The organism is Nevskia soli DSM 19509, from assembly GCF_000711955.1.
GTDB lineage: Bacteria > Pseudomonadota > Gammaproteobacteria > Nevskiales > Nevskiaceae > Nevskia > Nevskia soli.
In genome coordinates, this window is record NZ_JONR01000033.1 from 1 (window position 1) to 12550 (window position 12550).

The following is a 12550-nucleotide window of genomic DNA, read 5'->3' on the forward strand; positions in this document are numbered from 1 at the left end:
TGCACGGCGGCGCGCTTGCGCTCGCGGGTGTAGCGATGGATGCGCGCCAGCAGGCGGCGGTCGCACCACTCCGCCGCGGTGGGCGCAGTGAAGCCGCCACGCATCACGGCACCCTCGGCTTCGAGCGCATACAGCGCGGCGAGCACTTCGTCGTTCTCCAGCGCCAGCGGCGCGGCAAGCTGCGTTTCGGTCACCGGGCCGAGCAGTTCCATGCGGCTGCGCACGATCTCGCGCAAGGCCTCCTCCGCGTTCGGCTGCGTCGTCGACACGGCGCGTATCGGCGGCGTGGTCTTGAGCCCGGGGAACAGCGCCAGGAATTCATGCAGGCGTTCGGCGGCGATTGTCCGGGCGCGTGGTCGGAACAAATAATCCTCCATCGCCTTACTCCGCCTTCGGCACCGGCATCCGCGCGAACTCCGAACGAATCACGCTGCCGAAATACAGCATGCCATTGGCCTCCTTGGCCGCGGTGATCGGCGCAAAGCTATCGCCCCGCGGGTCCTGCAGATTGCGCACGACCTTGCCGTTCAGATCCAGCCCCAGCACGAACGCATGCCGCTCCGGCTTGGGCATCAGCGCCTGCGGCAAGCGCATGGTGATCTTGCGCAGGAACGGCAGGCCGGCGACGGCGTCGAGCAGCTTGTCGCGCGGCGCGTAGATCGCCAGCCAGAAAGTATCGCGGCCGTTGAAGCTGATGCCGTCGGGAAGGCCGGGCAGGTTGGCGATGAAGACTTCGCTGCTGCCGGCCTTGTCGCCTTTCAACCAGTAGCGCAGCACGTCGTAGTTGCCGGTCTCGTTGACCAGCACGTAGGCATCGTCCGGGCCGACGGCGACGCCGTTGGCGAATTGCAGGCCGCTCAACAGCACCGCGGTCTTGCCGCTGGCGGGATCGTACTTGAGCAGGCGGCCATGGCCGCCGTGTTCGATGACGTCGTCCACGCCCAGCATGGCGGTGCCGAACTTGCTGGACGCATCCGAGAAATAGATGTTGCCGTCCTGGGCCACGGCGACGTCGTCGGTGAAGCCGAAGGGCACACCGTCCGCGCTATTGGTCAGGGTCTCGATCTTGCCGTCGGGATGCAGGCGCAGCAGGCCCTTGATGGCATCGGCGATGACCAGGTTGCCCTGCGCATCGTAGGCGTGGCCCTCGGGCCGGCCGCCGGTGTTGTTGAGGGTTTCGTGGCTCAAACCGTCCGCGGCATAGCGCTCGACGCGGCCGTCCTTGTAGCCGACCACCATGCGGCCCTGCGCGTCGGGCGTTACCGTTTCCGGGCCTTCGCCGGCATTCACGCCCAGGTGTTCGACCCTGGCCAGGGCATCGTTGGGCGCATAAGGCCCGGCATAGGCGGGCGCGGACGGCGGGGTCCAGGCCAGCGGCTGGACCGGCACCGGCCAGAACAGCAGGTAGCCGACCAAGGCCAGCAGCAGCAGTACAACGAGGTGTTTGAGACGCACGGACAAGCTCCCCTTTATGGAATCGTCATCAGCTAGACCACCGCACGCAACTCCGCCAACAAGGCCTCGCCGCTCCACTCGCGGCGCCCGCCTTTTTCAGCCTCGCGGATCAGCGCCAGCAGCTTTGCGTTGACCGGCGCCTGGCGGCCGAGGCGTTCGGCCAGGCGCAGCACTTCGCCGTTGATCCAGTCGACCTCGGTGGTGCGCCCGGCCTGCAGGTCTTCCCACATGGAGGAGCGTGCCAGAGGATCGATCTCCAGCATCTTGTTGGCGGCGCGGCGGAACACGGCGTCCGGCAGGCCCAGCATCAGGGGAATCCAGTGCGGCGGCAGCGGCGTCAGCTTGGCCGGCCTGATCTTCGCCGCATCGAGCAGGCCCAGGGCCTCGCGCTGTGCCAGCACCACGCAGAGACGATAGGCGCGCTGCGACAGTTGTTCCTGCAGGGGTTTGTCGGAAAGGGCGTTGACCGGGTTGTTGAGATTGAGCAGCAGCTTGGCCCACTGCACGGCCACCATGTCGGCATGCAGGTCCAGCGGCAGGCCGGCGAGGTCGAACAGCCCCCGGCAGGCGCGCAGCGCCGGATGATCGGTCGCCGCGAGATGACCTTCCGAACCCTGGTGGAAGGAGCCGCAGCCGCGATTGAGGACGTTGAACGGCACCATGCCGTCGAGCACCGTGTGCCGCGGCAGGGCCTGGCGCAGCACTTCGGCATTGCCGATGCCATTCTGGAAGCTCACCACCACGGCATCCGCCTTGAGCACGGCGGCGAGTTCGCGACCGGCTTCGGCGGTATCGGCGGACTTCACCGTGACCAGTACGAGGTCCGCATCCGCCGCCGCATCCGGCGTCGTGGCGAAATGCAGGGCGGTGCGGCTGACGCGCTGGTCGGCGCCATGGAGGTCGGTGAGATGCAGGCCGTGACGGTCGAGCTCGGCCGCGAGGCGCGACCGGCCGATGAGCTGCACCGCCACGCCGGCGGCCTGCAGGCGGCCACCGATGTAGCAGCCGATGCTGCCGGCGCCGAAGACGCAGATGCGGGGGGATGCGCTGATGGGCGCGTTCAGGCGTCGTAACCCGGGTTGGCGCGATCTAGCTTGCGCAGCAGCGCCGGCCAGGCCAGCGCGCCGCCACCGCCAAGGGTGACCTTGGCCACCTGGGCCTGGGCCATGGCAAGGATCTTCTTGTCGATATGGATCAGCTCGCCGCCGCCGGACTGGGCACGCACCTGCACCATGCAGGCGGCCTCGAAGATGTACATGGCGACGAAGGCCTCGGCCACGGTCTGGCCGACGGTGAGCAGGCCGTGGTTGCGCAGCATGAAGAACACCTTGTCGCCGAGGTCGCGCACCAGGCGCGGCTTCTCGTCTTCCAGCAGGGCCACGCCCTCGTAGTCGTGGTAGGCCAGGGAGGACAGGACGAAGAAGGCCTGTTGCGAGATCGGCAGCACGCCCTCCTTCTGCGCCGACACCGCCACGCCGTTGACCGAGTGGGTGTGCATCACGCACTTGGCGTCGCCGCGCGCGCCATGGACGCAGCTGTGGATGGTGAAGCCGGCGGGGTTCACCGGGTAGGGCGAGTCCATCACCTTTTTGCCGGCGGCGTCGATCTTGACCAGCGAGGAGGCGGTGATCTCCTCGAACATCATGCCGTAGGGGTTGATCAGGAAGTGGTGCCCGGGCCCCGGCACCTTGGCGGTGATGTGGGTGAAGACCAGGTCGTCCCAGCCGTAGAGCGCCACCAAGCGGTAGGCGGCGGCGAGGTCGACGCGCGTCTGCCACTCGTCCTGGCTCACTTGCTGACGCACGTCCGACGGGGTCTTGATGGCTTGCACGCTCATGGCGCCTGCTCCTGGTTATTTTGGCCTGCTCTCATGGTAAGCGTTGGGCGCTGTCGTTGAGTGTCAAGCGGGTCACGCCGCCGCGGGTAAAAATGACCTATCCCGGAAGGAAAGGAAAGTGCACATGACGGCGGCTGACGGAAAGGTGCTGTTCATCACCGGCGCCGCGCGCGGCATCGGCGCGGAGACGGCGCGTGAGGCGGTGCGGCGGGGTTACCGCGCGGTACTGGCGGACATCGACGGTACGGGCGCGGCGGCGCTGGCCCAGAAGCTCGGCGAGGCCGCCTTCGGCCTGGCGCTGGACGTACGCGACCCGGCGCAATGGCAGGCTGCGCTGGACCAGGCCTGGCGGCACTTCGGCCGGGTCGACGTGCTGATCAACAATGCCGGCGTGGTGCACACCGGCTACGTGCTGGATGTTTCGCTCGAGCAGCACCGACACACGGTGGAGGTGAATTACCTGGGCAATATCGCCGGGGTGCTGGCGGCGTTGCCGCGCTTCATCGCGCAAGGCCACGGCCACCTCATCACCATCTGCAGCCTCACCACCTACATGCCTTTCCCCAGCCTGGCCAGCTATGCCGGCACCAAGCACGCGCTGCGCGGCTTTCACCATTCGCTTGCCTGGGAGTACCGCAAGCAGCCGCTGCACTTCACCATCGTCTACCCGCCCGCGGTGGAGACGCCGATGCTGGAGCAGGAAGCGCAGGACGACAGCGCCGCCGCCGCCTTCGGCGAGCCGGCGATCACGCCGGACGTGATGGCGCGCGCCATCGTCGGCGCGGTGGCGAAGCGGCCGCGCGAAGTCACCGTGCCGGCTTTCCAGGGTTGGCTGCTGCGCGCTTTCGGCGCCTTCGGCTGGATCATGCGCATCGTGCTGGCGGACCTGGAGAAGCACGGCCGGAAGAACCTGGCGGCGCGGCGGGCCAAGGCGCGCGGCTGAAGCATGGCATGCGCCGGCCCGGCCGGTCCCTGCTATGTACGTTACCGCACAGACGGTCTTGGCCACGACGCACAATCTGCGGCCTACAGATTCCAGCCGATCGCGGGCCGCAGACGCGCACCTTGCAAGCGCCTCGTCCGCATCCGGCATAGGGAAACAGGATTCTGAGCTTGGCCCCGTCCCCCGATGGGGGTTTTTTTTGGCCCGGCGCCCATCCTTCGTGCAATGCGCAAAAATGACCGCCTTCGCAGGCGCGATTCATTGTGTTACAGGACACTAGGGCTCCAAGGAAACAACGATGGGCACCATACTCGTCACCGGCGGCTCCGGCTTCATCGGCAGCCATACCATCCTGCAACTCCTGGCCGCGGGCCACACGGTACGCACCACGGTGCGCAGCCTGAAGCGCGAAGGCGAGGTGCGCGCCATGCTCAGGACCGGCGGCGCCGAGCCGGGTGAGCGCCTGTCCTTCTTCGCCGCCGACCTGGAACGCGACGCGGGCTGGGCGGAAGCCGTCGCCGGCTGCGATTACGTGCTGCACCTGGCCTCGCCCTTCCCCTCCGGCGCGCCGAAGCACGAGGACGAGCTGATCGTGCCCGCGCGCGAAGGCGCGCTGCGCGTGCTGCGGGCGGCGCGGGACGCGGGAGTCAGGCGCGTGGTGCTGACTTCCTCTTTCGCGGCGATGGGCTATGGCCACAGCAAGCGGACCACGCCATTCACCGAGGCGGACTGGACCAATCTCGAGGTGAGGGTGCCCGCCTACGTGAAGTCGAAAACCCTGGCCGAACGCGCGGCCTGGGACTTCATCGCCCGGGAAGGCCGCGGCCTGGAGCTCGTCGCGGTCAATCCGGTAGCCGTGTTCGGCCCGGTGCTGGGACCGGACTTCTCGTCCTCGATACAGTTGCTCAAACAGATGTTGCTGGGCGCCATGCCCGGCTGCCCTCGGTTGTACTTCGGTGTGGTCGATGTGCGCGACGTGGCCGACCTGCACCTGCGCGCCATGACGCATCCCGCCGCCGTGGGTGAACGCTTCCTCGCCGCCGCCGGCGATTTCATGTCGATGTTCGAAATCGCGGAGGTGCTGAAGCGCCGCATGGGCGAGGCGGGCCGCAAGGTACCCGCGCGGCAGCTTCCGGATTGGCTGGTACGCACCACGGCGTTGTTCAGCCCCGCGCTACGGCAGGTGCTGCCGGAACTCGGCAAGGTGAAGAACGGCAGCAACGACAAGGCCCGGCGGGTACTGGGCTGGGCGCCGCGGCCGAACGAGGAGGCGATCGTCGCGACGGCGGAAAGCCTGCTGCGGCTCGGGCTGCTGAAGAGCAATCCGGAAAAAACCGCATAGGGATTCCGGAACCGCGTTGCGCCGTAACCGGAGGCGATCCTGTCGCCGGCCAGGCTGCATCAGGGCCGATACGGCGGTCATGGACTGCCGCCTTGGAAAGCAGCAGACAACGGGTTGCCGAGGGAGGAAAATCATCTCGTCCGGCAACGAAGCGGCAGGCCCCCGCCCGCCGCACCCTGGAGTCCGCCATGCCAAGCATCAAGGAACATCGCGCCGCCATGCGGCGGCTGCACCAGGAGGGCTGCTTCGTCATCCCCAATCCCTGGGACGTGGGCAGCGCGCGCTACCTGCAAAGCCTGGGCTTCAAGGCCCTGGCCACCACCAGCTCCGGCGCCGCCTGGAGCGTGGGCATGCCCGACAACAACATCACGCTGGGCATGGCGCTGGCGCATATCCAGGGCATGGTCGAGGCCAGCGACGTGCCGGTCAACGCCGACTTCGAAAGCGGCTTCGCCAGCGACGCAGTGGGCGTGGCGCGCAACGTGGTGCTGTGCCTGGAAACCGGCGTGGCGGCGCTGTCCATCGAGGATTCGCGGCGCGATCCGCAACGGCCGTTGTACGAAGTGGCCGAGGCGGTGGAACGCATTGCCGCCGCCCGCGCGGCGATCGACGAACGCGGCGGCGAAGCCCTGCTGGTGGGCCGCGCCGAATGTTTCCTCACCGGGCATGCCTCTCCGCTGAAGGAAGCGATCCTGCGTCTGCAGGCCTATGCGGACGCCGGTGCCGACGTGCTCTACGCGCCCGGCGCCAAGACCCGCGAGGAGGTGAAGCTGCTGGTGCGGGCGGTGGCACCCAAGCCGCTCAACGTGCTGACCGTACCGGCGATGCGACTGAGCGTGGCCGAGCTGGCGGATCTGGGCGTGCGCCGCATCAGCGTCGGCGGCGCGCTGGCGCGCTCGGCCTGGGGCGGCTTCATGCGCGCGGCGCAGGAGATCGCGCAGCAGGGCAGCTTCGATGCACTCGGCGAAGCGGCCTCGGGCGCGGCGCTGGACAAGTTCTTCGGCGAGGACCAGGCGCGGCGCAAGACGCCGCGCTGAAAAGCCGGGCTACTTGCAGACGTCGCTACCCTTGTCGAAGACGATGCGCCACACGCCCGGCGCTTCCAGCCGCCAGATGGAATTGAAGGTGGCGATCAGCTTGCCTTGCGGGTTGTAGACCGGGCCGCTGCTCAACGCCAGCGTGCCGGAGTCCAGCACCTCGACGTGTTCCGGGTTCCACGAGAACGGCGCGGCCGCCTTGGCGAAGTAGGGCTTCCAGGCGTCCGCCACCGCCTGCTTGCCGCGCAGCACGCTCGGATCGGAGAAGAACACGGCCTCTTCCGACAGGTGCGCGGCGAAGGCGACATGGTCGCGGTCGGCCATGGATTTGGCGAAGGCCCGCTCGGTTTCCATCACCTGCTTTTGCAGTTCCGCCCTCTCCTGAACCGGCTGCGGGGCGACACCGGCACAGCCGGCAAGCAAGGCCACCGCGGCAAGCAGCGAGACAATTTTGATACGCATCCCTGATTCCCCTTTTGTCATGTGCGCCCGGCCGCACGCCGTCCCCTGCGGTGTGCCGGCCGATGCGCTTGGATGCCCCAGGAAGGCTACAGGTTTGTAACCCATGCCCGCCGCGTACCGGATGCGCTACCCTTGCCGCCGCGGCCCGGCGCCGCACTCAGGAGACGGCTCCGCAATGATCGTACGCTCGAAGCTGAACTGGTTTCGCATGATCTTCGCCTGGCGCGGTTCGATCCTGCCGAAAATCCTGCCGCGGCTGACAGTGATCCTGATCCTGGGCGTGGTGGCCGTGCCGGCCCACCAGCTGTTGCTGTCACGCCTGGCGCTGGACCTCAACATTCAGCCTTTCACCCTGGTCGGCATCGCGCTCGCCATCTTCCTGGGGTTCCGCAACACCGTCAGTTACGACCGCTACTGGGAAGCGCGCCGCTTGTGGGGACAACTGCTCAACGTCGTGCGTGCCCTCGGCCGCCAGGCGCTGACCCAGACGCAATGGGCGCCGGACGGGGCGGAGGCGCGGCGCTTCGTGCTGGGGCTGGCGGCGTTCTCCTATGCGCTGAAACACCAGCTGCGCCGCAGCGATCCCGCCGCGGAGCTGAAGGACTTGCTGCCCGCCGGGGTGCTGCCGGGCGTGCTTGCCGCGCGCTTCCGCCCGATGGCGATCCTGCTGCTGCTGGGCCAACAGCTCGGCCAGTCACGGCGCGAGGATCGCGTCAGCGAGATGATGGCGCACGCGATGGAACGCAATCTCGATCAGCTCGCCGAAGTAGTCGGCGGCTGCGAGCGCATCCAGAACACGCCGATTCCGATGCCTTACGCCGTGCTGCTGCACCGCACGGTATACGTGTACTGCATGCTGCTGCCGTTCGGCCTGGCTTCGGCCATCGGCTGGCTGACGCCGCTGTTCGCGGTATTCATCTCGTACACGTTCATCGCACTCGACGCCATCGCAGATGAAATCGAGGAGCCGTTCGGCGTCGACCCCAACGACCTGCCGCTCAATACCCTGAGCCTGATGATCAAGTCCACGCTGCTGGAGATGCTCGGCGACCCGCTGCCGCCGCTGCCGGAAATCCCCAGGGACTACGTCCTGCTGTAACGCAGTCGCGCACTCAGTGGCTGGTGCCTAGGGTGACGCGCCATACCGTGTTGCCCACATCGTCCGCCACCAGCAAGGCGCCGGCGCGGTCCACCGTCACGCCCACCGGGCGGCCCAGCGCATCGCCATCCGCATCGAGGAAGCCGGTCAGCACATCCTCCGGCACGCCGGCCGGCTTGCCGTCGGCGAAGGGCACGAAGATCACCTTGTAGCCGCTGCGCGGATTGCGGTTCCAGGAGCCGTGCTGGCCGACGAAGGCGCCGCCGGCATAGTGCTGCGGCAGCAGCGCGCCCTGGTAGAAGCACAGGCCCAGCGAGGCGGTGTGCGGTCCCAATGCGTAGTCCGGCACCAGGGCCTTGGCCACGAGGTCCGGGTTCTGCGGCTGGACGCGCTCGTCGACGTGCTGGCCGTAATAGCTGTAGGGCCAGCCGTAGAAACCGCCGTCGCGCACCGAGGTCATGTAGTCCGGTACGAGGTCGCTGCCGATCTCGTCGCGCTCGTTCACCGCCGTCCACAACGCGCCGCTCTGCGGCTGCCAGGCCAGGCCGTTGGGATTGCGCAAGCCGGAGGCGAAGACGCGGGAATGGCCGCTGGCCGGATCGACTTCGAGGATGGCGGCGCGGTTGTGCTCGTTGTCCATGCCGTTCTCGGCGACGTTGCTGTTCGAGCCCACGGTGACGTAGAGCTTCGAGCCGTCCGCGCTGGCCAGGATGTTCTTGGTCCAGTGGTGGTTGATGGTGCCCGCCGGCAGGTCGGTGACCTTCACCCCCGCCGCGGTGATCTGCGTGTCGCCGGCGTGGTAGGGGAAGCGCAGCACCGCATCGGTATCCGCGACGTAGAGCGTGTCGCCGACCAGGCTCATGCCGAAGGGCGAATTCAGGCCTTGCAGGAACACCGTCCGGGTTTCCGCCACGCCGTCACCGTCCGTATCGCGCAGCAGGGTGATGCGGTTGGCGCTGGGCACGCCGGCCCCGGCGCGCTTCATCACCAGCTTGCCGATCCAGCCCTTGATGCCGGCATCGTCGTCCGGCTTCGCCGGCGAATTGGTCTCCGCCACCAGCACGTCGCCGTTGGGCAGCACGTAGAGCCAGCGCGGATGGTCCAGTCCGCTGGCGTAGGCGGCCACCGCCAGGCCGGGCGCGGCGACCGGCTTGGCGCCCGCGGGCCAGCCCCTGGCCGGCGCGATCTTCACGGTCGGCAGCAGGCTGTGCTGCGGCGGCGGCAATACCGGGTGCGGGCCGCTCCCCGCCTCGACCGTCTGCGTCGCCTGGTCGGCACAGGCGGCGAAGCTGGAAGCGAACAGGCCGGCCAGCAATAGCTTGAAGAAACTGGAACGCATGGCATTTTCCTCGTCACATCGGGAGCATGGGCCGCGAAGCGTCAGCAGTCTGCCCGGTACCGCATCAACTGAACATTAGCTCATCGCCACAAATTCGTTTCGTTATGCCGCTTTCGCGCGCAAAATCGGCGCATCGAATATATCGGGATATACCCCCATGAACTCCCAAGTGATGCTGCGCGCCGCCTTGCTGGCGCTGGCCGGCGCAGGTTGCACCCTGGCCGCGGCGGCGACCACACCAACCGCCGGCGACTGGAGCAAGGACCTGCAGGCCTGGCGCGATGCGCGCGCGCAGAAGCTCTCCGCGCCGGAAGGCTGGATGTCCCTCACCGGCCTGGAGCCGATCGCACAGGGCCGCAACCCCTTCGGCGGCGCCGACGACAACCCCATCCACCTCAAGGGCCAGGTGCCGGCTCACCTCGGCGTGCTCGAGCGTGACGGCAGCACGGTCAAGCTGTTGCCGCCGCCAGGCGGCTTCCCCGCCGAACTCCAGGTGGACGGCAAGCCGGCGCAGGCGCAGACCCTGCACGCCGACGACGAGCCGCAGCCGACCCGGCTCACCGCCGGCACCCTGGTGTTCTTCGTCATCCACCGCGGCGACCGCTACATCCTGCGGATAAAAGACTCGCAGGCACCGACGCGCACCGGCTTCCAGCACCTCAACTGGTACGCGCCGGATCCCGCCTTCCGCGTCAAGGCGAAGTGGACCCCGTACGTGCCGCAGAAGATCATCTCCATTCCCAGCATCATCGGCACCGAGGACAAGTCGCCGGTACCCGGCGTAGCCGAATTCACCATCGGCGGCCAGAGCTACAAGCTGGAGCCGATCATCGAGGAGCCGGGCGACACGGTGCTGTTCTACATCCTGCGCGACAGCACCAGCCCCAAGACCAGCTACGGCGCCGGCCGCTTCCTCTACAGCGAATTCCCCGACCACGGCCTCGACCAGCCCGGCGAGGTGTGGCTGGACTTCAACCGCCTGCAGAACCCGCCCTGCGCCTACACCCCATACGCCACCTGCCCGCTGCCGCCGCGGCAGAACTGGCTCAAGGTGGCGCTGCCGGTGGGCGAGAAGAAGTATCACGAAGGGGTAGAGGGTGTGGCGGAGCGATGAGCGCGGCGCGGATCGACGAATGCCATCGCTTTCGCCGCCGTGCCGTAAGCCTTAAAGTGCCCGCCCTTACTTGAGGCAGCCCTCCATGGACCCTATCGAAAGCGCGGTACGCCAATGGCTGGACAGCGTGGTGATCGGCCTGAACCTGTGCCCGTTCGCCGGCAAGCCGGTGCGCGAGGGGCGCCTGCGCGTCCATGTCAGCACGGCGGCCGACGAGCTGGAGCTGCTGACCGAGTTGCAGATGGAGTTGCGCAAGCTGGACGAGACGCCGCCGGCCGAACTGGAAACCACGCTGATCGCGATTTCCAACCTGCTGGCGGATTTTGCCGACTACAACGACTTCCTCGACCAGGTGGACCAGTTGCTGGAGGAGTTCGAATGGAGCGGCGACTACCAGGTGGCGAGCTTCCACCCGCAGTACCAGTTCGCCGGCACCATGCCGGGCGACGCCGAGAACCTCACCAACCGCGCGCCGTATCCGCTGCTGCACCTGCTGCGTGAAGACAGCGTGGAAGCGGCGCTGGACAGCCATCCCGATCCGGACGGCATACCGGAGACCAACATCCGCAAGATGCGGGAGCTGACGCCGGAGCAGCGCCGGCAACTGTTCGGCTACCTGCCGTCGGAATAAGGCACGCGTCTACAGTGCCGTTGCTCCGCGCGATCCCGGCGTGGTCTGCACCATGCGGCCGTTGTCCATCAGCAACACGGCTTCCGGCCAGCGCAGTGCACCCAGCCGGGTGAGGAAGCCGGTGGTGACGCCGCGCTCCCGCTCCAGGAAGCGCGCGCCAATGCAGTAGTCGACACAGAACGCGCGCGCCTGCGGACCGAACCAGTCGCCTTCCGCATAGCGCTCGAAGGGATTCATGATGTCCTTGTGCCGCGGCCGTTCCATGCCGTCCGGCACGCGCCAGTAGTGGCCGAACACCACCGCCACGCCGTCGGTGTATTCCTCCCACCAGCGCACCCGCTCGAGCAGGCGCCATTTGCCGGTGGAGAAGAACGGCTGCGCCGCAACGCGCTCCATGCCGGAGGTGGCGACGCGCACCGGGTTGCCGTTCTGGTACAGCTCGTCGCAGCGCGCGTAGTTCGGAGCGGGCGGCGGCTGCCGGTTGCGGTCGGTGGCCATCGCGGAAAAAGCCAGCTCTTCCGCTTCCGCCAGCGCGAGGAAATCGGCGCCCGCCATGCGGTCGGCGTAGTGGTCCTCGCTGTCGCGATAGATGCGCAACGGCTCGTCCGCGCCTTCGCCGCGCAAGACCGTGATCGTCTCCGCATTCCAGCAGGCATGGACGATGCGCAGATCCTCACGCTCCAATGCCAGCGGCAGGCCGCCGATGAATTGCAGCAGCGCCGCGCGATCCTCCTGCGGCAGCCGCCGGCAACCGCTGAACTGGCCCAGCTTCAGGTCGTGGTCGTCTTCCTCGGCGAAGAACCAGCCGTTGCCCAGCTTCGGCGAAAGCCGCAGCAGGTTCAGCTCATGATTGCCGAGGATGCAGTCGCCGCGGCCGCTGTCGACGATGCGGCGTACCAGGGCGAACACGCCGGGGCTGTCCGGCCCGCGGTCGCAGAGGTCCCCCACGAACACCAGGCGCCGGCCTTCGGGGTGCCACCCTTCGGAGTCATAGCCCAGCCGCGCCAGCAGCTCATGCAGCGCCGCCAGCTCGCCGTGCACGTCTCCGATGATGTCCAGCGGCCCTTCGGGCAGCGGGCGAATCAAGGCCATGTTTTCCTCTCGGTGGCCGGAACCGCACAATGGCCTTTCGGTGAGAACGCCGGCGGTTGGCCGGGAAGCGGAGCCGCCTGCCGTCTTCCGGCGTCATCCGCGGAAATTGGTGGGCCCTGTCGGACTTGAACCGACAACCAAGGGATTATGAGTCCCCTGCTCTAACCAATTGAGCTAAAGGCCCGCGCGTCTGGAGGCG

13 protein-coding genes and 1 tRNA gene are annotated in these 12550 nt (G+C 67.7%); 6 read left to right on the forward strand and 8 right to left on the reverse strand.

All coding sequences use genetic code 11. From position 1 onward, the window contains the following. The 4 genes from BP26_RS26805 to BP26_RS0116660 form a co-directional block, all read right to left on the reverse strand. Nucleotides 1-365, reverse strand: a 365-nt coding sequence (locus tag BP26_RS26805) for a hypothetical protein (protein ID WP_169740728.1), incomplete at its 3' end; no start/stop codon positions are given. Nucleotides 366-381: 16 nt separating this feature from the next. Beyond that, entirely contained in the window at nt 382-1455 is a 1074-nt protein-coding gene (locus BP26_RS0116650; RefSeq protein WP_211254950.1) for an SMP-30/gluconolactonase/LRE family protein, read from the reverse strand. Between the two features lie 32 nt (nt 1456-1487). Continuing rightward, nucleotides 1488-2507 carry a 2-dehydropantoate 2-reductase gene (locus tag BP26_RS0116655; protein WP_029921753.1) on the reverse strand — a complete coding sequence of 340 codons (1020 nt, stop codon included), beginning with the start codon at nt 2505-2507 and terminating at the stop codon, nt 1488-1490. 8 nt (nt 2508-2515) lie between these two features. After that, entirely contained in the window at nt 2516-3292 is a 777-nt protein-coding gene (locus tag BP26_RS0116660) for a class II aldolase/adducin family protein (protein ID WP_029921703.1), read from the reverse strand. A 124-nt stretch (nt 3293-3416) separates the two neighbouring features. On the opposite strand from BP26_RS0116660, the gene BP26_RS0116665 reads away from it, so the two are divergent. The 3 genes from BP26_RS0116665 (at nt 3417) to BP26_RS0116675 (ending at nt 6614) form a co-directional block, all read left to right on the forward strand. Further along, nucleotides 3417-4235 (forward strand): SDR family NAD(P)-dependent oxidoreductase, encoded by an 819-nt coding sequence (locus tag BP26_RS0116665; protein WP_029921704.1) that lies wholly within the window; start codon nt 3417-3419, stop codon nt 4233-4235. Between the two features lie 298 nt (nt 4236-4533). After that, nucleotides 4534-5577 (forward strand): SDR family oxidoreductase, encoded by a 1044-nt coding sequence (locus BP26_RS0116670; RefSeq protein WP_029921705.1) that lies wholly within the window; start codon nt 4534-4536, stop codon nt 5575-5577. Nucleotides 5578-5765: 188 nt separating this feature from the next. Continuing rightward, nucleotides 5766-6614, forward strand: coding sequence for an isocitrate lyase/PEP mutase family protein (locus BP26_RS0116675; RefSeq protein ID WP_029921706.1), 849 nt, complete (start codon nt 5766-5768; stop codon nt 6612-6614). Between the two features lie 9 nt (nt 6615-6623). Here the strand turns inward: BP26_RS0116675 and BP26_RS0116680 are convergent, their stop codons facing one another. Continuing rightward, nucleotides 6624-7076, reverse strand: a complete 453-nt coding sequence (locus BP26_RS0116680) for a YybH family protein (RefSeq protein WP_029921707.1) — start codon at nt 7074-7076, stop codon at nt 6624-6626. Between the two features lie 175 nt (nt 7077-7251). Here BP26_RS0116680 and BP26_RS0116685 point away from each other — a divergent pair, with 175 nt between their 5' ends. Further along, on the forward strand, nt 7252-8175 hold the full coding sequence (locus BP26_RS0116685) for a bestrophin family protein (protein ID WP_029921708.1): 924 nt from the start codon (nt 7252-7254) through the stop codon (nt 8173-8175). A 13-nt stretch (nt 8176-8188) separates the two neighbouring features. Here BP26_RS0116685 and BP26_RS0116690 read toward each other — a convergent pair whose 3' ends face one another. Further along, complete coding sequence (locus BP26_RS0116690) at nt 8189-9514, reverse strand: PQQ-dependent sugar dehydrogenase (protein ID WP_029921709.1); 1326 nt, start codon at nt 9512-9514, stop codon at nt 8189-8191. Between the two features lie 157 nt (nt 9515-9671). Here BP26_RS0116690 and BP26_RS0116695 point away from each other — a divergent pair, with 157 nt between their 5' ends. Next, entirely contained in the window at nt 9672-10628 is a 957-nt protein-coding gene (locus BP26_RS0116695; protein WP_029921710.1) for a DUF1684 domain-containing protein, read from the forward strand. 85 nt (nt 10629-10713) lie between these two features. Then, nucleotides 10714-11259, forward strand: a complete 546-nt coding sequence (locus tag BP26_RS0116700) for a DUF1415 domain-containing protein (RefSeq protein WP_029921711.1) — start codon at nt 10714-10716, stop codon at nt 11257-11259. Between the two features lie 9 nt (nt 11260-11268). Here the strand turns inward: BP26_RS0116700 and BP26_RS0116705 are convergent, their stop codons facing one another. Together BP26_RS0116705 and BP26_RS0116710 are read right to left on the reverse strand one after the other, a co-directional pair. Further along, nucleotides 11269-12351 carry a metallophosphoesterase gene (locus BP26_RS0116705; RefSeq protein ID WP_029921712.1) on the reverse strand — a complete coding sequence of 361 codons (1083 nt, stop codon included), beginning with the start codon at nt 12349-12351 and terminating at the stop codon, nt 11269-11271. Nucleotides 12352-12458: 107 nt separating this feature from the next. Next, nucleotides 12459-12535, reverse strand: a tRNA-Ile gene (locus BP26_RS0116710). Nucleotides 12536-12550 lie beyond the last annotated feature (15 nt).